Below are 20,712 nucleotides of genomic sequence, written 5' to 3'. Positions count from 1 at the left end.
GTTGAATAATCTGCTGTCGCATTATACCAAAAGTGGCAGCACGGTGTAAGAAAGAATAGTATTCATGTCAACTGTTGGTTGTTTAATTTTACACGGCTTTACGTCATGCGCCGATTCAGTCAATCGCGTGCCAAGCCGTTTAATTCCGCATAACATTCCGTATCGTATGCCCTATTTGCGTGGTCATGGCACCTTGCCCGAAGATTTGCAAGGCGTGACTTGGCACGATTGGTATGCTGATGCCAATGCAGCCTTTCGCGATTTACGCCGCGAGGTCGATAAAGTTATTTTGATTGGGCTTTCGATGGGCGGCTTGGTTGCCAACCATCTGGCCGCCGCGCATCGCGACGAGGTGCTTGGCGTGGTCAGCGTGGCCGCAGCCATGCGCTTTCACTACAAACATGCCGATCGGGCACGTTATGTTGCGCCAATGCTGGGCATGTGGGGCGACGAAAACCGCGATATGGGCGCTGGTTGGTACGATAAAGAGACAGGCCGCCAACATGGCAATTATCGGCGCTTTCCTGCTCCGGCGTTTGTCTCGTTATGGCGCTATGCTAAAGTCGTGGAACAACAATTGCCACGAATTACTGCGCCAATCTTAATCATTCATTCACATCAAGATCGTACAATTCCAACTGCTGCTGCCGAAGCCATCTACCGCCAAGTCGGCTCAGTCGATAAACAATTAATCTGGTTCGATAAAAGTGGCCACGAAATGCTGCGCGATGGCGAATCGCCAGCAGTTTTAGATGCGGTTGAAGCCTTCGTGCTGCATCATCGTGCGCAATATCAATCATCAACAAACAAGGAGTAGTTAGCTGCATGCCTGCAAAAATCGATACACCTGAGGAATCGACCAACGGGTCAGCCAACGATCTATCGCTCGATGCTGAGCATGTTAGTAGTCAAGCTACCACGCCCTTGCCCACGCACTCACGACCCAAGAGCAAGGCTAGTTCCAACCCTAACGATGCAGCGTTAATGAATGAACTGCTGTTGAATAACCAAGCTGCTCCTGCTCGCCCACGGGCGCGCACGGTTCCCCGCGCCGAGCATGAAGGGGCCTATGTGCGCGTACCCAAAGCTGTTTCAAGCGCAGTTGGCGCAGGCCCAACCTCACGGCCTTTGCCACCCAAACACAAACAACCCCCAGTCAAAACAACCTCACGCGGCGCTGGCTGTGGCATGATCGCGCTTGGCATCTTGCTGGCAGTTGTCTTGGTTGGTGGCGGTACGGCCCTTTGGGGCTATCTCAAGGTCAAGGGTGCTACCAGCGATATGTTGGTCACAATTCCAACGCCAGAGCGCAATGTGGTTGAGAATCCAAATAATCCAAATTCGCCGCCAAACCAGCCACTCGCGACCCCCGATATTGTCAAAGATCCCTTTAACTTGTTGTTGATTGGGGTCGATTTACGCGAAAATGATACTGAAGCACGTACTGATACAATCATCGTGCTGCATGTTGATCCAGCGCAAAAATGGGCCAGCATGGTTTCAATTCCCCGCGATAGTTGCGCCGAAATACCAGGCTACGATGAGCCAGGCACCTGCTCGCAACGGATCAACGCGGCTTATGAATTGGGCTATAAACGCGGAATCGAGAAAAAAATGGCCAATCCTTCAACCGAAGGCATGGCCCTAACCCGCGATACCGTCGCCAATATGCTCAACCTCAATATCGATTATGTCGCCCAAGTTGATTTCAAGGGCTTTCGCAAAATTGTTGATGCAGTTGGTGGCATCACAATCAATGTCCAACGCCCGCTCTGGGATGCGTCGTACCCAACCGATGATGGCGATTATGGTCTGATTCGGCTGTATATTCCTGCTGGTTTGCAACACATGGATGGCACAACCGCCTTGCGCTATGCCCGCTCGCGCCATCAAGATGCAGATTATGGCCGCTCACGCCGCCAACAAGATGTGATTCGAGCGTTCGTGCAAACCCTCAAAGACAAAGGCTTGTTTGATCAAATTGATTCATTGAACAGTCTCAGCGAACAACTCAAAGGCTCGTTCTACACCGATCTGCCAATTACCGACCTTGGTAATTTGCGCGCTTTGGCCGGGCTGGGCACCGACATCGCCAATGGCCGCATCAAGAGCGTCAAATGGGATACCAGTGCGGTCGCAGGCTATATTGATGAATACAAATATGTGCCAATTTGGGATCAATCGAGCATCAATGCAACCGTGAATGAGCTGTTGACCTCGCCAATTCCCGATACCAACAGCCCAGTTGATGGTAGCTCCAACACGCCTTCAGACGATAATTTGAGCATTGAAGTGATCAATGGTGCCCAAATTAGCGGCTTGGCGGGCGATGTTGCGACCCACCTTGAAAATCGTGAATATCAATTACTGGCCTCTTCAACCGCTTCAACCGTCTACGACACCACCAAAATTATCGATTTTGGCAATCATAAAGAGCTGCGCGAGCAACTAGCCGCCGAATTGGGCATCAACAGCCGCAACATCATTGTGGTGAGCAAAACCAGCCCCGCGCCGGAACAACCAAAGGGCGATCCGGCCTTGGTATTGCTGCTTGGCCGCGATTACGACGAAAGTTGGCGCACGCCCTAAGTTTTACCTGCGCCTTACTCGTTTAGCTGAAATTTGTGGTCCACATTGGCAAAGCAAGCTCGCGATGGTGCTATAATAGGCCCATTGTATCGGCAATCGGACAACTGAAGGATGACGCAGCGTTGTGCGTCGGATGGCTCACTGCATGCTGCGGTGAGCTTTTCATATATCCCAAGGAGGATAACCCCATGCCAATCGATTGGAGTGCTAAGTTCGCGTTTGAAGGGCTGACCTATGATGATGTGCTGTTAATTCCAGCCTACTCTGATGTCTTGCCCTCGCAAATCGACGTTAGCACGTGGCTAACCCGCGAGATTCGTTTGAATATTCCAGTTGTCTCGTCTGCGATGGACACGGTGACTGAGGATCGCATGGCGATTGCGCTTGCTCGCGAAGGTGGCCTTGGCATTATTCACAAAAATATGGCTCCTGCCCAACAAGCAGATTTGGTGCGGCGGGTCAAGCGCTCAGAAAGTGGCATGATTACCGACCCAATTACCTTGCGCCCAGACCAAACCATCGGCGAGGCGTGGGAACTGATGAGCGATTACCATATTTCAGGGGTGCCGATTACCAGTGCTGCTGGCGAATTGGTTGGGATTCTCACCAACCGCGATTTGCGCTTTGAAACCGACCCCATGCGCAAAATTAGCGAATTGATGACCAGCGAAGAACTTGTGACCGTGCCCGTTGGCACAACCCTCGATCAAGCCAAACAAGCCTTGCACCAACATCGGATCGAAAAGGTTTTGGTTGTCGATGAACATGGCAAACTGACTGGTTTAATCACGGTCAAGGATATTCAAAAGCAGATCGAACATCCTGCCGCCACCAAAGACGCGTTTGGCCGCTTGCGGGTTGGCGCTGCGGTTGGCGCTTCACCAAGCGAATTAGAGCGGGTGAACTTGTTGGTCGAAGCAGGCGTTGATGTGATTGCAGTCGATACCGCCCACGGCCATTCCAAAGCAGTGCTCGATGCAATTGCCCGCATCAAACACCAATATCCCGACCTGCAAATCATTGGTGGGAATGTGAGCACCGGCGAAGGCGCACGTGCCCTGATCGAACACGGTGCTGATGCGGTGAAGGTTGGGCAAGGCCCCGGCTCGATTTGTTTTGAAGGCTCGACACAAATTTTGATGGCAGATAACAGCGTTAAAGCGATTGCCGAGATTCAAGTAGGCGAACATGTCATCACCCATCAAGGTCGTTCGCGAGTCGTCACCAAAACGTATGAACGAGCGTATCAAGGCAATTTAGTTGAGCTTAACATTAGTGGCACGCCAGGCACCGTTAAGGTTACCCCAAATCATGAGTTTCTGGCTGTAAGTTTTGATGTTGACCCAGCATTGCGCGCCAAAAATGGTGCCAAATACTTTTTCAATAAACCCAAATACAACCATGGCTTACGCTGGGTGCGAGCAGATGAACTGAAGCCACAAGATGTTGTTGCAATTCCTAAACAGCGCTATCAGGTCTCAAGTCATCAGTTCGATCTGCATAGCATCGTTGAACATTATCAATTCAATGAGCAAGCAATTTGGGCGAATAAGCCTAGTCGGAACCTCAATCAGCAAACCTATGCTGATCTAGCCAGCCAATTCGCCACAACCGAGCGTGTTATTGGCACGATTGTGACGCAACAACGCAAGCTTGTCGATACCTTGAGCCAAAATGTTAATGCCTACCTAGAATCCAACAACTATATCCGTGAAATGCAAGCTGAGCCGATTAAGCGCTATATTCAACTAGATTCGGCCTTTATGCGCTTATTTGGCTATTTTCTTGCAGAAGGTTATGTCGTTGGAGTCCCAAACAACCGCCAAATGCGGATTGCTTTTGGTAGCCATGAAATGCACTATGCTGAAGATGTTCAAGCGCTAGTTGCTCAAATTTTCGGTTACAGCCAAACGTCAATTCGACCAACCAAAAATAACGCTTTAGAACTCCTGATCAGCAATCATGCAATTGCTTGTTTCTTTGCTTCGCTTGTACCGAGTGGCGCAGCAAATAAGCGCATTCCAGCCATTATTTTAAACCAAACGCCTGAGTTATTGCATCAATTATTAGTTGGAATGTTACGCGGCGATGGCTCATTGAAGAATCCTAAGCGAATTGCCTATAAAACGGCATCACCGCATTTGGCCTATCAAATTGCTGAAATTTGGTCGCGCTTAGGCTATTTGCCATCAATCCAGCAGATTCCAGCAAGCCGTGAGGGCTGGTCAGACACCTATCATGTGCGGATTAGTGGCGCTCAGTGTGTTACATTTGCCGCCGAGTTTCCCGAATTAGGCTTGCATTTTAATGAAGCTCCACCAACAAAACAAGAGTTTTTTGCCGACGATGAGTATATGTATGTAACGATTCTTGATACTCAACTGCTGGAAAATCAAGCGCTTAATGTTTACAACATTGAAGTTGATGAGGATCATACCTATATCGCCAATCGGGTTGCAGTTCACAACTGTACCACGCGGGTGGTATCTGGGGCGGGGATGGCCCAAGTTACTGCTGTTATGGAGTGTGTGAAAGCAGCCGAAGAAGCAGGCGTGCCAATCATCGCCGATGGTGGCATCAAGTATAGCGGCGATGTTGCTAAAGCCTTGGCCGCTGGCGCACACACGGTTATGCTCGGTGGCTTGTTGGCAGGCACCGACGAATCGCCAGGCGAGATGATTCTCTACCAAGGGCGCTCGTTCAAATCCTATCGCGGCATGGGTTCGATTGGCGCCATGCAGCAAGGCAGCAGCGACCGCTATTTCCAAAGCAATCAGCCCGCCCGCAAACTGGTTGCCGAAGGGATTGAGGGCATGGTGCCCTACAAAGGCGCACTGGCCGACACGATTTACCAATTGGTTGGCGGCTTGCGATCAGGCATGGGCTACGTTGGGGCACATAATGTTGATGAGCTGCGTAAAAACGCCCGCTTCTCACGGATTTCGCCAGCAGGCTTGGCCGAAAGCCACCCGCACGATGTGACAATTACCAACGAAGCACCAAACTACGAACGCCGCGGCTAGAATTCTCAAACAGCCCTGCTTCCGTACAATCGGAAGCAGGGCTGCAATTTTTAGCCAACTTGGGCGCTATCGTTACCAACAGCAGCCAAAGTTTCTTTTAAATGATGGCCTTCGTGCCAGATACACCCACCAGTTTGGGCAACTGGCGAAGCTGCCTCGCCACCCCAAGGCGCAACCATTGGCGCTGCGATTTGTTCAGGCGTAAAGCTTGCCAATGTATCCTTGATTTGCTGGCGCACTGTTGTCCATTGATCGAGCGCTTGTTCGTAGCTCAGGTGCTTGCGTTCGCCAACCGTGCGCGCATTGAAAGCATTCAGCCCTGCATCGTCGCCTTCCAAATCTGGCATTTCGGTCAGGTAGCTTTGGCCTGCTTGATGGGCCTGCAAACCCTTCAAAAACTCTTCTTCCCAAATCGTCAGATGGCTAATAATATTGGTGACCGTCCACGGGCCATCAGCATAAACCAAGGCATTTGGGTCAAGCGCGCCAAATTTGGCTTGATTCGCCGCCCGATCAGCATCTAAAGCGGCGATCATCTTGGCAACAGTAGCGTTTTGCATCTGATACACACTCCTATAACAGAACGTATGTACGATTATAGCTAAATAGCAACTAGATTAACTCAGTCTAAAGATTGAGTTACTTGCCTTGCCATTTCGCAGCCCGTTTTTCCAAGAATGCGCTGGTGCCTTCTTTAACATCTTCGGTCATGCAGAGCTGGCCAAAGATGCCATTTTCGTAGGCAATTGCATCGCGCAGGCTCATTTCAGCACCACGATTGATTAAACGCTTGGCTAGAGCCGTCGCCAATGGCGCATTTTTGGCAACCTTGGCGGCCAGTTTATGCGCTTCATCAAGTAATTCTGCTGCTGGCACGATTTTTTCAATCAAGCCAAGCCGTTGGGCTTCGCTCGCCGAAATTCGCTCGCCTGTCAGCACCAAATATTTGGCCACGCCAGTGCCAGCCAAGCGTTGCACGCGCAAGGCGCCACCCCAGCCAGGCACCAAACCTAAACCAACTTCGGGCAAGCCAACTTGGGCTTGTTCGCTAGCAAGCCGAATATCGCAGCCCAAGGCTAGCTCAAAGCCGCCGCCAAGCGCAAAACCGTTGATCGCAGCGATTGTGACTTGGGGTAATTCGCCAAGTTTCCACAAGACAGCATGCAAAGCCTCGGACATTTGGCTGCCCTGCAATGAGCTTTCGATGCTGTTGACTTCGCTAATATCAGCGCCAGCAACAAAGGCTTTTTCGCCAGCACCAGTAATAATCAAGGCGCGAACGCTGGAATCTTGGGCTAATTGATCGACCGCTTGGCCCAATTCGCGAATCGTTGCGCTATTTAAGGCATTTAAGGCCTTAGGCCGATTGACCGTTATAACCGCAACGTGCTCGTTAATCTCAAATACAATATTTTCAAATGCCATAGAAACCCCTAGGTAAGTATGAATTATGAAGGATGAGGGATGATGTTTCAATCAACCATCATCTACAGGTATATGCAATCAGCATATTTTATTTGATCAACGCTGAACATATGTAAGGATGAGGGATGAAGTTTCGATCAAACATTAATAGAATATTGCTCATCTCGCACGATTTATGAGTCGAAAATGCGCAGAATCTAGTGAAAGATCAAACAAATTCATAGAAATGAAGGATAAAGTGATTCATCCTTCATAATTTATCCTTCATACTTATAAAAGCCTTGGCCCGATTTGCGCCCGAAGTGGCCTGCTAGCATCATGCGCCGCAGCAATGGTGGCGGGGCAAAGCGTGGCTCGCGAAATTCATCAAACATAATATTGGCAATCGAGTAGACCGTATCAATGCCCACAAAATCGAGCAAGGTTAATGGCCCCATCGGATGCCCACAGCCCAGTTTCATGCCCTCGTCAATATCTTCGCGCGTAGCAACGCCGCTTTCGAGCAGGCGCACTGCATCGAGCAAAAACGGCACAAGCAACCGATTAACAATAAATCCGGTGGTGTCACTGGTATCGATTGGAGTTTTGCCCAAAGCGCGGGTAAATTCGTGCAATGCGGCAATTGTTTCATCGGAGGTCGTCAGCGCGCGCACAATCTCGACCAATTTCATAACTGGCACAGGATTGAAGAAGTGCAAGCCAGCAAAGCGATCAGGGCGCTTGGTGACTGCTGCCATTTCCATAATTGTTAGTGATGAAGTATTGGAAACAAAAATCGTGCTGGGGGGACACAATGCATCAAGCGCAGTAAAGACTTCGCGTTTGGCTGGCAACTGCTCAACAATCGCCTCAATAATCAAATCACAATCAGCCAAATCGTCGAAGCTGGTGGTGCCATGCAAACGGGCCACGCTTGCATCGCGGTCGGCGGCACTAAGCTTACCTTTGCTCACATCCTTTTCCAAAATAGCATTGATGCGAGCCAAGCCTTTATCCAACACAGCTTGATTAACTTCCCGCACAACCGTCGTGAAGCCTGCTTGGGCGGCAACTTGGGCAATGCCCGCGCCCATCAAGCCACAGCCAAGTACCCCGACTTTTGTGATCGCCATCGATCATCTCCTTGTGCTACAACAAGCAATCTATTGGCGCTATTATAGCCGACTTAGAATGCACTGCGTCACATGGAAGGATGAAAGATAAAGTATGAGGGATGAAGGATGAAAGATAAAGTATGAGGGAGAAGAATCAGCGTTTAACGCAAAGCCGCAAAGAATTAAGGGCTATAGGCTTTTGGCTGATGGCTATCGGCTAGTAAGAACAATAATCAAATAAATCTGTGGAATCTGTGGCTAAAAACCGTGCTTCGTGTCCTTCGCGAATCAGCGTTTAGCGCAGCGGCGCAGAGATTTATGAAGGATGAGGCTTTGGGCTTTGGGGAATACTAATCAAATCAATCTGTGGCTAAAAGCTTCGTGTTCTTCGCAGTTTCTATGCTCTATGCTCTATGCTCTATGTTCTATGCTCTTTGCTCTTTGCTCTCCTTCGTGGCAGCAGTGGCCAGCTAGCAAAAGACCTCATTGCTGATAACTGACCACTGCTCGCCGCTGGTAGCTTAGTTGTGGCTAACTGGTTGTGGTTGGCCTTTGCTATCCTCAGGCACTTTGGTTGGCGCTGGCACTGGTGCTGGCGGCTCTTTGGTTGGACTTTCCACAGTTGGTTGTGGGGTTGGAACCTCGGTTGGTTTAATATCTTCAGGCACTTTGGTTGGAAGTATCGCCGTTGGGTTACGCACAACAACTGTTGTTGCACTAGGCAGCCCAATGCTTGGAATTTCGGTTGCTAACGGCACATTGGTTGGAGCAGCTGTTGGCAAGGCCGTTGCTGTCGGCACCTCGGTTGCCGTTGGCACCTCGGTTGGCACCTCTGTGCTGGTTGGTAACATTGTTGGCACAAGGGTAGCCGTCGCAATCGGCTTGACGACTGGCGCTGGAACCTTGGTTGGCTTCAAGGTTGGCAAGGCTGTGCTCGTCGAGGTGGGCAAAACGACCTCGGTTGGCTCAAGAGTTGGGGTTTGGGGCTTGGGAGGCACGCGTGGGTTGGCAATATTTGGCCCAACTGTTGGGTCAGATAAGATAATTGGCTGATCGGCGATTGTTGGTTCAAGCAAAAGCTTGACCATTTGGGTTGGCGTAGCCGAAGCACTCGCAATGATCCGCTGACTACTTTGATCCAGCGTCTCAATCAAATCATGGTGCTTAAGGTCATCGCTCAGATTTTCGGTTGGAATAATCGCAATCGTCGTTTGCAGTTGTTGATTGACCTGGCGCAACTGATCGCGCCGCGGATCGTTGGTATGGGTTGGCGCAAGCGCTAGCTCGATCGATTGGGTTTCATTCACCACTTCATCAAGCAAGCTATTGGGCACCGGTTTATTTAACGCCACCAAGCTAGCAATTTCGCGCTGGCGTTCATTGACCAACTCAATGCGCACAGCCAACTGCTGATCGCTTGGGGTAAAAGCAAGGCTTAGCGATTCGCTCCAGCGTTTAATCCCATATAGATTATCGCCGGGCAGCGCACTTGCTGAGGCCGATAAAACAAAATTGCCACTCAAGCAAAGCAAGAACACAATCGTGGCAGTTGCCCACAACCAACGTTGGGTTAGCAGCGAACGGCGTTGCTTCGGCTTTGCGCCGGCCTGTGCCCGATAGTGTTGGGCTAAACGCAGAAAATCGGCCTGCGCTTGACTTGCCCGTGGTGGCAGAGTTGGCGCTTTGACCTGTTGAAGTTTGATCAACGGATTAATTAATTGGCGAATAGCGTCTGCATGATGAGGATACTGCTGGCAGAGCGTTTCGAGGCTAACCCCATTCTGCCAAGCATCAATCACCAGCTCGCTCAAATTATCATTCATTAGTCCCCCACTGGTCGAAGTAATCGACCTAGCGCGTTAAGTGCCCGATGCTGTAATGCTTTGATAGCACCTTCGCTACGACCAGTGATTTGCGCAACATCACGAATACTCCGATCTTGCAAAAATCGCAGTATGATCACTTCAGCTTGCTCATCGGTGAGTTGCTGTAACGCCGCATAGAGTTCAGCATGATCCAACGATGCTAACGATTGTTGATCAGGCCCGTCTGCAGGATCAACCACCGTATCAACTAAGGTTTCCTGTTTGCGTCGCCCTTGACGGCGTAAATGGTCAACGACCCGATCGTGGGCAATGCGATATAACCATGAGGCGATGCTCCAACCTTGATAATTGAATGAACCAAGACCTTCAAGCATCTTGATAAATACATCGGCGCGGATATCTTCAGCAGTTTCACGGTCGCCGATGCGATAATAAATATAACGAAACAACGCTGGCGAGTAGGCCTCGTAAAGGTGTTGCAGCACTGCATGATCGTAGGCTTTGGCGCGTTCGATAATTTCTTGATCGCTGAGAGACTCGATCAAAACGAGCATCCCCTTTCAATGTATACCGTCTGAATGCTCAATTCGTTACGGTTAAGATCGTTAACGTTTTCGCGCATTCATCCCCATGGTACAATAGCTTGCGTCTCAGCGCACAGTCATTGGGTTTTAGCCTGACTGCGCCTATCAATGGGCTGCCTCAACTGTCATTATGTAGATCACAAAGGAGTGTTCATGGCATCGTCAGTGGCCTTACCAGCGTTTCAATCAAGTGCTCGCTTAGCTCGTTGGTTGATTCAACCAGGTGCTGTGGTTGCAGCAGGCCAGATTGTGGCTTTGGTTGTTGATGCTCACGCTGAATGGGCGATTCCAGCCAACCACGCTGGAACGATTGCAGCATTATTGGTAAATGAGGGAGCCAGCCTCGATGCAACCACTCCATTATTACAATTTGTTGAAACGGTGTCAAAACGTCAACTTGCTGTCACCCCCTTGGCACGCAAGATTGCTGAACAGCATCAGCTCGATTTAAGCACAATCAGCGGCACATTGGCTGATGGGCGGGTTGGCAAACGTGATATTTTAGCTCTCTTGCCTGATCACGCCGCAACCATGCCCAATCCTACCGAACAACTAGCAGCCCCAGCAGATGGTTTTTGTGTCGCCGAACAAATGGGCAATGCTTTTGCCCAATCAGAGCAGGTAATTATTGTGCCTGCGCCAACCAGCAAACCAGCCCCGCATCCAAACCAACAGCCAAGCAGCATACAAGCGTGGACCAACGAGCAATACCAAGAGATTGAATTGCGCCAAATCGCTGCCGCAACCATTCCGCAAGCCTATTGCTCACACCCAGTCAGCGTCGATCGCTTTGCGCCGAGCGAGCTAACCGCTCAACTGCTCTTGGCAACAATCCAGGTGTTACAACGCCACCCATTGTTGCGCAGCCTTTGGGTCGATGGCGATCGGCTAGAACGCGCAAGCTTGCATATTCATGTCGAGCATCCAGCAGGCAGCGCCAGGATTCCCTTTGCAGCCGATCTCAATTTGCGCGGCTTGCAACGAGCATTAAGCACCAACGCAAATCAGCAGCCCTGCGTGTTTAGCGTTATCCAAAGTGATGTAAATCTGTGGAGTGCAGCGCCGATTCGCTATGGTCAATCGGCAACCTTGCACATCGGCGGTGTGCGCAAAGTTTTAGTTGGCGAGGTACTACAAATCAGCCAACAAGCAATTGCAACCCTAAGTTATGATACCCGCTTGATCAGCGATTCTGATGCCGAAGCATTTTTAGCCGATTTAGCCAAGGCTGTTGCTTAATGATTCTTTCGCCCGCGTCCAGTGGGCGAGGGGGCTGGCTTACAAGAGTAGGTTTTAAATTGCAGCACGCAGCGAACTATTAATCCCATGGTTCATCGGTGAATGCTTGCGACCCTTAACATGTCCTTGAGGGGGTGCAGGGGGCTTTAATCCCCCTGCACCCCCGCCTGGAGGCGGGACGGAAGGGTGGTGATCGCGATCGCTTGTTAAAACCGGAGGGGGCTGGGGGTGAGAGAACACTCTAGCTAGGGCTGAAGCGGCTGAATTGCCACCGCATCAGCCCAGGTGATTGTGCCAGGAATCGCACTCAGGCCAATGCGGCCAATTTGCCCAGGCTCAAACCAAAATTCGCCCAAACTCAGCCAACTCCCAGCATGCTTTGCTTGATCAATCACGATTTCGCTCATGCCATCGCTATGAGCCACCCGATAATGCGCCGTGCCTGCATTGGTCGCCATATTTGGAATAAACACAAGCACACGATAGCGGCCTGCTTGGGCGATCCATGGCCGCCAGAGACTTTGACCACCACTGTTTGTCCAATGCGAGCCATTGAAATTTCCAGCAGCATCGGCCTGCCAATGGCTACCATAGCGGGTCGTCGTGGCCGGATCGCTATCGTCGGCCAAACTGCTCAGCGCTGGTTGATTACAACTATCAACTTGATCAAGCCAAAGCCAGCGGCTACTTGCACCAGCAGGATGCGCCGCCCATGGATCAGGCAGATTGCTGCACCAACCAGCAGGATCAACATCGCGGCCCAAGCGCTGAATGCTCAAATGCAGATGGTAATTAACACTACAGCCAGTTTGACCAACCACCCCAATCAAAGCAGATTGGGCAATTTGGCTGCCAGCTTGGACATCGACCCGCGCCAAATGCCAATACGAACTGCGATAGCCATTGCTATGTTGAATTACAACCACTCCTGCAGGCGTGGCGCAACCGCTATCAACCCAGCCAGCAAACAGCACCGTGCCCGCTGCCACCGCCAAAATTGGGCTATCAGCAGGCAAATCATAATCCCAGCCATTATGCCCATCGTAGCCCAATTCGAAGCTTAATCCATTGCTCAGCATCGTTCCATCGGCCTTGATCAAGGGATATTGATGGTCGAATTGGGCAATTGGATGGTTGGCAGCATTAAACGGCGTGAACATAAATGGTTGATCAGCAACCGGATTGTAGATTGGCTGACGTGGATCGCCCATAATTGGCGTGACTTGGGCCACCCAAGCTGCGTTCCCACTCCCAAGCAAGCCTTCAAGTTGCTTTCGATTGTGCATTTTCGTCAAAACCCGCAACAAGCTGGCATTGGCCAAATCTAAGGGCTGCTCAGTCGACCACCACGTTCCATCGTTAAGTTGAAAGCTGTTGGTTAATGGTTGGCTCAAGCCCTCGCGCAAACTAAGCGTGACCCACAGCACTTGTTGCGGAAAGCCAGCTTCAGGGCCGCCAAAAGCAGTATCAAAGGCTAACGGGTTGGTTAAAGCGTGATTGATTGTCAACAAACTTACCACTACCAAGGGATTGATATTCCAGCGCAGGGCTTGCCCAGTGATGATATTGGCAGCAGCTTGCTCCATGCCATTGCCAATCGCAAAGCGTTGGTCGGCCAAGGCTGGCAGATAGTTGGCGATAAGACTGGCCACCGTTTGCGCATCGCCATAACGTGCATCTTGCAAACGCACCGCATCAATTAATAACGGCAATTGACGCTGCTCGCCAGCACTACCGATGCCAGCGCCATGAGCAAACGGCGTTGCAAGCGGCGTTTCAGGGTGGGTTTGGGGCGCAGTTTGAGCCACAGGCCGCTCGCCAAAAACCGTTGGCAATAAAAATGGCACTGGCAACACTAAACATAAATCGAGCAATAACAGTACGATCAACGGCTTGGGCAAGCCGCGATCAAAACGCCATGCGCGCTGCAATCGGCGATGAGGAAGAAGCGAACGGCGAGCCATAAACCAAACTCCTGCATACAAAAACTGCTCCAAGCGTAGCTCGCAGCGCAGCAAAATGCTAGCTCCACAGATTACTAACTGATGTCAGCAGCGGTCGATCACGCAGCATACAAGAACGCCTCACCCACGTTGTGCAGGCGAGGCGTGTTGGGACTATCCAACAAGCAGATTTTTACTGACGCGCCACAAACGGTAACCAGACACCATAGCGTTGATCGCGCTGGCTCAAATTAACAATTAATGGGCTAATAACACCACGCGCATGAACCAGAACTTGATAACTTCCCGCCACAGCGTTGGCAGTCAGCATAGCGCTATGCAGACCATTGCTAGTGGTTGAAATGGTGAACATAGCGGGATTGAGGCTAGCCCCAGTGGTTGGCGCGCTCAAGGAAATCAGACCACCAGGCCCAACTGGCTCTTCGGCAGCATTCGCGGTTATTGTAAAAACCAGCGGCGCAGCAAATGGCGTGTTGGTCAGAGTCGTTTGTTGGTCACCACTAACCAGATTGAGGCGAAATCCCTGTGATTCAAACGCGCCAATATCGCAGCTTGCAGCGCGGGCAATCCCACGTTGATCGCTCGTTGGGCAGTGTGCAGCGCCAGCTGCATCGATTGCAGGACTCCCAGGCAATAACGCGTAGCTAGCAGTCGAGCCGCCATAATTGGCCAATGGAGCGAGCAATGGCGCTGTGTTGCTCAGGGTGTTGGTCGTCGAGCCGCTTAAACTCGCGGCGCTCACATCGCCAAGCAAATTGTAATCGCCAGAAACGAAATTGCCCGCCAAATCGTTGGCTAAGCCATTTTTACGATTATTGCTGATCAACGAATTTGTCAGCGTAACAATCCCTTCAACCTGACGAATCCCTGCGCCATTCAAGCCAATTGTTTGGTTATCGGCAATGGTGCTGTTGATTAGGTTGAGTGTGCCATCGTAGTGCATAATTGCGCCGCCGCCAGCATCGCTGCCACCATTGGCTTGGTTGGCGCTCAACGTCACATTGATCAAGGTGGTTCTGCTGCTCGCAAGCTCAAGCTGGATTGCGCCACCAGCGCCAAGCCCTTGCACCCCATCAACAATATTGCCATACAACAGGCTTTGGGTAATTGTTAAGACCCCATTACTATGAATTGCGCCGCCAGCATTGGTTGCCTGATTGGCTTGCAATAGCACCCGCTGCATAGTGGTGGTTGCGCCAGTGTTGCGTAAGCCGCCACCGATCGAGGCGGTGTTGCTCAGAATTGCGGTATCAACAATGTCAATCGTGCCACCTAAGGCATTGAGCAAGCCACCGCCAGCGGTTGAGGCAGTGTTGGTGCGAATAATACAATTGTCGATTTGGAGCTTGCCACCATTGGCAACCATAATTCCCGCGCCACGGGCCGCCGTATTCTGCTCGATAACACAATCGCGTAAGCTGGCCCAACCAGTGTTGTAGAGGCCGCCACCACCTTGGCCATTAACCGTAGCCGTTGAATGATTATCGACCAAGCGAACGGCTTCAAGCCAAAGCTGGCCTTGATTTTGAATCGCGCCACCGCTGGTTGCTGTACCATCAACAATCAGCAAATTGCTCATGGTTACGCTGGCAGTGCTGGCAATGAAAAATGGTTGCACATCAGCAGTTCCATTCTGGTCGCTATCGCCGCTAATTACAACATTATGTTCAGCAGCATCGATCGTTACCCGTTGATTTAGACTTAGCGGGCTTGCCAAATGAATGGTTTTAGCGCTATCAAAGTTAATCAAGCCAGCATCACATACATCCTCAAGCGCTTGGCGCAACGAGCCTGGGCCAGCATCCGCAGCGCTGGTTACAGTCATGTGCATGCCAGCACAGTTGCTTAAATGAAAGCTTATTTGGTTGGTTACGCCTAGCGCCGAAGCCTCAACCAGATAGTCGCCAATAAGTGCATTCGCGTTGAGCGTAGCACTAACCAAGCCTGTCTGATCAATTAAACTGGTTGTTTGGGTTGGAATCGTGCTAGCGCCACTCAATGGTGCAACAAAGCTAATTGCACCAGCTAAAATTGGTTCATTGGGATTATTAGCCTGAACGTGCACAGTCAAGGCTTGAGCTAATGGCTGATTAACAATCGCTGTTTGTTGATCGCCACTAACCAGCCCCAGCGTAAAACCTTGCGATTCGAATGCGCCAAGATCGCAAGTAGCCTCGCGCTCGATCCCACGTTGATCATGGCCAGCAACTGGCGTGCTCGCACAGGCACTCAGGTCGCCTGCATCAATCGCTGGGCTACCAGGCAACAGTGCAATCGTAGCAGTTGCACCACCATAATTGCCAAGCCTGCTCAGATACGCCTCGCCACTCAAATGCGCAGCGCAACTCGCATCGGCGATAAAGTTTTTAGTGTTTGTAGCAAGCGTAGTCGCCAAACAATCGCCACCAGCATTAGCACTGATCAGATTATTGACCAAATGCAATTGGCCTTGGCTGCGCAACCCACCAATGCTTGGTGAGCTATTAGAAACAATCGTTGTGTTGGTTAGGCGTGCGTTGGTTGAGCCACCAAAAATATATACGCCACCGCCGCGATTGCTTGCATGGTTATGGGCAATCGTGCTATTTGCAACCACTAACGTCCCACCAAGCGTATCAATCCCGCCACCTTCTAGGGCTTGATTAGCAATAATGCTGCTATTGTTAATGGTCAGGACACTATTATTTAATTCAAACCCAGCCCCAAAACTAGCAGTATTGCTGATAATTGTGCTATTAGTGACGCTGGTACGATTGCCACTGCCAGTAGTAAAAATTGCCGCTCCCATCGAGGCTCGATTGCTAGCCAATAAACTGTTTGTAACAGTTAAAACGCCATTATTATAAATCCCAGCTCCGCTTGAATTTTCGCCAACCCCAAGATTGGCCTGAATTACGCTCGTATCAAGCAACAAATCAGTTTCGTTATAGATGCCTGCGCCGCGCAAGGCTGAGCCATTGATCAGCCTCAAGCCTTTGAGCATGACAGGTTTGGTAGCGTTGACATAGAGAATGCCATTGCTATGCAGTGCGCCATCAAACGTAATCGCCTTATCCTCAGCATCAAGCGTCACACCTTTTAATAGTTCTAGCCGACTAGTTGGCGTAATGACCATGCTTTCCGCAAAGCTAACCGTTCCCGCAGTGCAGGTTTGGGCCACTGCTTCACGCAATGAGCCAACGCCGCTATCGTGATTGCTGCTTACCACACGATTGGGAAAACAATTGCTTAAGCTAAAGGCAATTGGATTTGCCACACCTTGCAGGCTGGCTGTAACGCTATAACTGCCGCTCATTGTGTTGGCAATTGGCAAAATACTCGCTTGAGCGTTGCTGGCTAAGGTTGTCGTGAGGCTCGACGTGTTCAGGCTGGCACCGCTGGCTGGCGCGCTCAAAGTCAGCACTCCACCGCCGCCAACTGGCTCGTTGGCAGCATTGGCAACTGCTTGAATGCGCAAGGCCGAGGGGAAAGTGCTCGCTAAATCGGCCACTTGCTGATTACCAGCCAAGATATTTAGCTGAAAACCATGTGATTCAAATGCGCCAAGATCACAGCCCGCCCCTTGTGGTCGGGCAATTCCGCGTTGATCGCTTAGCGCACAAACAGCGCTATCGCCTGCATCAATCGCTGGGCTACCAGGCAACAGGGCCATGGTTGGGGTTGAGCCAGCATACTCTGCTATAGGTGCCAAGAGTGGATCGCCAATCAGTGTAGCAGCACATGAACCATCTTCAATCAAGGTATTGATAAGTACTAAGCTACCTGCACAATTCGGCCCGCTACGACTATTGGCCAAAATAGTATTGAAACTATTCACGCTGCTACTTGTGATTCGCAAATCGGCTGCATTGGTGCCGCTATTGGCTGAAAAGGTGGTATGTACGAGATTTGCTGTAACATTAAACACGGCAAATCCGCCGCCATTCGGTGCAGTATTGCCCACAAGCGTGTTATTAATCAAGCTTGTCGTATTAGATTCGCTCCAAATTGCACCACCATTAACACCAGCACTATTCGAATCAAAAAAGGATTGATAAATTGTGAGGATGCCTGTATCTGCATAGACTGCCCCACCAGAATTACTAGCCCTATTGTTGGTAAATATGCTATCGCGAATCGTCAAATTACCGCGACTGCGAATAGCGCCGCCGTTGCTTCCGATAGCATTTTCAAGCCGCAGGTGGGTGAGCGTGATGCTGGTCGTTAAAGTAATATCAAAAATTCGCACATTGGCTGAGCCATCGTTATTACTATCGCCACTTAAAATAATCGAGCGCCCGCTAGCATCGATGGTCATAGATTTGCCAAGTTGTAACGCCGTATTCAGATAAATCTGATAATTATTGGCAAAGCTAATCGTGCCATGAACACAAACATCAGCAATTGCCTGACGTAACGAGCCAACTCCAGCATCATTGGCATTACTAACGATCGCCGAATTGCTACATAGCGGTGAGTTAGGGTTGTTTTGGGCAAAGCCAATTCTCACCAAGCCACTGTCACGTGGATTAAGCCAAAGCAAACCCATAAGTAGCATCAATGAGCATGCACTGAGCATCCGCCGAAAGCCAACCAACTGACTCGGAAAATAGGAGTTCATAGCCACCTCATGCATCCCCTGCCTAGCACCTAAGCATTCAAGGGCTGAAATTCAGGTTTAAAGTGAAAGAGGAGTTATATCAAATGAGCAGCGGGTAGGAATAATCTTACGCCGCTTGGCGCAATTAAGCGAGCTTAAATACCAACAGGATTGACATACCCCAATATGTCAATCCTGCCGTATTTGCCCAACTCTCCCACAAACTGATGCATATGGCGACCTTCTACGACCAAGCATAGCTGCTTAGCACCTATTTGGCTAGAGGTTTGTCTAGGGTTATGTTACGCTAAATCAAGCTAACTTGACATTGTTTCAAAGGCTTGTTAGCATCAAAAAAGGGGTTTTATCCTTGAAAAAGGCCAAGAAATATGACAAAAATTAATGATCGAGCTGGGCAAATCAACGCCAGCTTTATTGCTGCCGCTGAAACGATTCGGATTCAACGCAAGCGCGCCTTTGAAGATCAGCTTTGGCATAGTAAACAAAAAAAGCAGCCCAATCCTTTTAGTCAACAAGCAATTTGGGCCGAGTATCCAACCTATAAACGGCTTTTGGAGCAACGGGCCAAAAATCAGGTAGCCGAGCATGTTGTGCGAGGGATTGCCAGTTTGTTGGAGTGCCCAACTCATGAGCGCAACCATCTGTTGAGGAGCGCGGGCTACGCCGAAGATCCTGATATTCTCAGCGGTGCTGCCCTCGATGCCCAAATTGCCCAATATCAAAATTTACTCGATATTTTGGTGTATCCGGCATTTTTGGTTAATCAGGTTTGGGATCTTTTAGCGATCAATCAACCGATGGTGCATGTTTTTCAGCAATTTTTGGGGCTACGCTTTGAGAACATTCCCGAACAACATCGCAATATCTTGCACTTCATGTTTGATCCGGTGAATTATTCAGCCCGCAAGCTTTTGAATAAAGGTGGTTTGCAATGGGATCGGGTCGCCCGCAGCTATGTCTATAGTTTTCAACAGGCCAATCGCACCTGCCAATTTGAATCGTGGTATCAAGAGAAAATTACCAGTTTGATGCAACTTCCCGATTTTGAGCGCATTTGGCAGAGCATCGACCCAACAATCAAAGCCCACGATATGTTGAGCCAAATTCAAACCGATAATTTAGTCTATGGGTTGCGCACCATTTACATCAGCGAATCCGATAGCTATACCTACCCCCGCATCCATGCCTACGTCGATGCAACTGGAACGAAACCTGAGCATGGTTAGCCGAATTGGCGCAGAAGGCTCTTGGCTATCGGGCAAAGGCAAAAAAGGAGCAACGTTTTAGCGCAGAGGAAGGATGGCTATGGGCTGTTGGCTATCGGACATATGTTGGTACCATTAAGAGCCAACAGCCCATAGCCTAGAGCCATAAACCTTCGGGCGCTTCGTGTCCTTCAGCGATCAAAACTACCCCCGACCCCCAACGACCGCTCCCCACTCTTAACAAACTGCCAAGCCAAGCGTGATATGCTATAATGGCTTCGTCTGTTAACAAACATTGTGTGGTGAGAAAACAGTGCAAAGAGCCTCCACGACGTTACAAACAACCCCCATCACGCGGATAGAAGCATCGAATGGCTGGGTTTCGCTGCAATTACGCGAGCTTTGGGCCTACCGTGAATTACTGTTTTTTCTGATTTGGCGCGATGTCAAAGTCCGTTACAAACAGACAGTGCTTGGCGCAGCTTGGGCCATCATTCAACCAGTGTTTTCGATGATCGTCTTTACCCTGATTTTTGGCAGATTGGCCAAGTTACCTTCCGATGGCATTGCCTACGAAGCCTTTTCGATCACGGCGCTGGTGCCGTGGGCGCTATTTGCCAACGCCCTCAGCCAAGGCTCAAATAGCTTAGTCGGCAACGCCAATCTGATCAAAAAAGTCTATTTTCCGCGCTTAACTGTGCCAATTTCGACCGTATTAGGTGGCTTGGTTGATTTTGCGATTGCCTTTGTGGTGATGTTTGGCATGCTGCTGTGGTTTGATATTACGCCAACCATGCGGATGCTGGCACTGCCACTCTTCATTCTTTTGGTGATCATCACGGGCTTGGGTGTCAGTTTATGGTTATCTGCATTAAATGTGCAGTTTCGTGATATTCGTTATGTGATTCCGTTTATGGCGCAGCTTTGGCAATATGGCAGCCCAGTTGCCTACTCCAGCAGCTTAATTCCCAACCAATGGCGCTGGTTATATGGCCTCAATCCAATGGCTGGGGTGATCGATGGTTTTCGTTGGTCGCTGCTTGGCACTGGTCAAATTACGTGGTCAGCGATGTTGCCATCGGTTGGCATTGCCCTCTTCCTGCTGATCACCGGAGCCTTATATTTCCGCCGCGTTGAAAAACAATTTGCAGATATGGTGTAAT

At 50.2% G+C, this 20,712-nt stretch carries 13 protein-coding genes; 6 read left to right on the top strand and 7 right to left on the bottom strand.

The features are described from left to right. Positions 1-64: 64 nt before the first annotated feature. The 3 genes from SE18_RS06850 to SE18_RS28245 all read left to right on the top strand — a co-directional run bounded on the left by SE18_RS06850 (position 65) and on the right by SE18_RS28245 (position 5,612). The gene (locus tag SE18_RS06850; protein WP_054533689.1) at positions 65-817 is read left to right on the top strand and encodes an alpha/beta hydrolase; all 753 of its coding nucleotides are present in this window, start codon (positions 65-67) and stop codon (positions 815-817) included. Between the two features lie 8 nt (positions 818-825). Next, a complete protein-coding gene (locus SE18_RS06845; RefSeq protein WP_054533688.1) occupies positions 826-2,589 on the top strand; it encodes an LCP family protein in 1,764 nt (587 codons plus the stop codon). Between the two features lie 188 nt (positions 2,590-2,777). After that, positions 2,778-5,612, top strand: coding sequence for an IMP dehydrogenase (locus SE18_RS28245; RefSeq protein WP_330218463.1), 2,835 nt, complete (start codon positions 2,778-2,780; stop codon positions 5,610-5,612). A gap of 50 nt (positions 5,613-5,662) precedes the next feature. Here the strand turns inward: SE18_RS28245 and SE18_RS06830 are convergent, their stop codons facing one another. From SE18_RS06830 to SE18_RS06810, 5 genes are all read right to left on the bottom strand, one after another. Beyond that, a complete protein-coding gene (locus SE18_RS06830; protein WP_054533687.1) occupies positions 5,663-6,172 on the bottom strand; it encodes a DinB family protein in 510 nt (169 codons plus the stop codon). A 79-nt stretch (positions 6,173-6,251) separates the two neighbouring features. Continuing rightward, the gene (locus SE18_RS06825; RefSeq protein WP_054533686.1) at positions 6,252-7,037 is read right to left on the bottom strand and encodes an enoyl-CoA hydratase/isomerase family protein; all 786 of its coding nucleotides are present in this window, start codon (positions 7,035-7,037) and stop codon (positions 6,252-6,254) included. Positions 7,038-7,294: 257 nt separating this feature from the next. Continuing rightward, positions 7,295-8,149, bottom strand: a complete 855-nt coding sequence (locus tag SE18_RS06820) for a 3-hydroxyacyl-CoA dehydrogenase family protein (protein WP_054533685.1) — start codon at positions 8,147-8,149, stop codon at positions 7,295-7,297. 503 nt (positions 8,150-8,652) lie between these two features. Beyond that, positions 8,653-9,954 carry a DUF5667 domain-containing protein gene (locus SE18_RS06815; protein WP_054533684.1) on the bottom strand — a complete coding sequence of 434 codons (1,302 nt, stop codon included), beginning with the start codon at positions 9,952-9,954 and terminating at the stop codon, positions 8,653-8,655. Continuing rightward, positions 9,954-10,502, bottom strand: coding sequence for a sigma-70 family RNA polymerase sigma factor (locus tag SE18_RS06810; protein ID WP_160319476.1), 549 nt, complete (start codon positions 10,500-10,502; stop codon positions 9,954-9,956). The genes SE18_RS06815 and SE18_RS06810 overlap by 1 nt, the downstream gene beginning before the upstream one ends. 192 nt (positions 10,503-10,694) lie before the next feature. Between SE18_RS06810 and SE18_RS06805 the strand changes: the two genes are divergently transcribed. After that, entirely contained in the window at positions 10,695-11,780 is a 1,086-nt protein-coding gene (locus tag SE18_RS06805) for an E3 binding domain-containing protein (RefSeq protein ID WP_054533682.1), read from the top strand. A 245-nt stretch (positions 11,781-12,025) separates the two neighbouring features. Here SE18_RS06805 and SE18_RS06800 read toward each other — a convergent pair whose 3' ends face one another. Next, positions 12,026-13,744: a peptidoglycan DD-metalloendopeptidase family protein gene (locus SE18_RS06800; RefSeq protein WP_054533681.1), complete on the bottom strand. Its 1,719-nt coding sequence runs from the start codon at positions 13,742-13,744 to the stop codon at positions 12,026-12,028. 172 nt (positions 13,745-13,916) lie between these two features. Next, on the bottom strand, positions 13,917-18,344 hold the full coding sequence (locus SE18_RS06795) for a right-handed parallel beta-helix repeat-containing protein (protein WP_054533680.1): 4,428 nt from the start codon (positions 18,342-18,344) through the stop codon (positions 13,917-13,919). A 368-nt stretch (positions 18,345-18,712) separates the two neighbouring features. Here SE18_RS06795 and SE18_RS06790 point away from each other — a divergent pair, with 368 nt between their 5' ends. Together SE18_RS06790 and SE18_RS06785 are read left to right on the top strand one after the other, a co-directional pair. Next, positions 18,713-19,570 carry an MmyB family transcriptional regulator gene (locus SE18_RS06790; RefSeq protein WP_054533679.1) on the top strand — a complete coding sequence of 286 codons (858 nt, stop codon included), beginning with the start codon at positions 18,713-18,715 and terminating at the stop codon, positions 19,568-19,570. Positions 19,571-19,862: 292 nt separating this feature from the next. Continuing rightward, positions 19,863-20,711: an ABC transporter permease gene (locus tag SE18_RS06785; RefSeq protein WP_054533678.1), complete on the top strand. Its 849-nt coding sequence runs from the start codon at positions 19,863-19,865 to the stop codon at positions 20,709-20,711. The last annotated feature ends 1 nt before the right edge of the window (position 20,712 follow it).

The organism is Herpetosiphon geysericola, from assembly GCF_001306135.1.
Taxonomy (GTDB): Bacteria; Chloroflexota; Chloroflexia; order Chloroflexales; family Herpetosiphonaceae; genus Herpetosiphon; species Herpetosiphon geysericola.
Note: the sequence above shows the minus strand (reverse complement) of the source record. Positions and strands in the feature narration are given on the sequence as shown.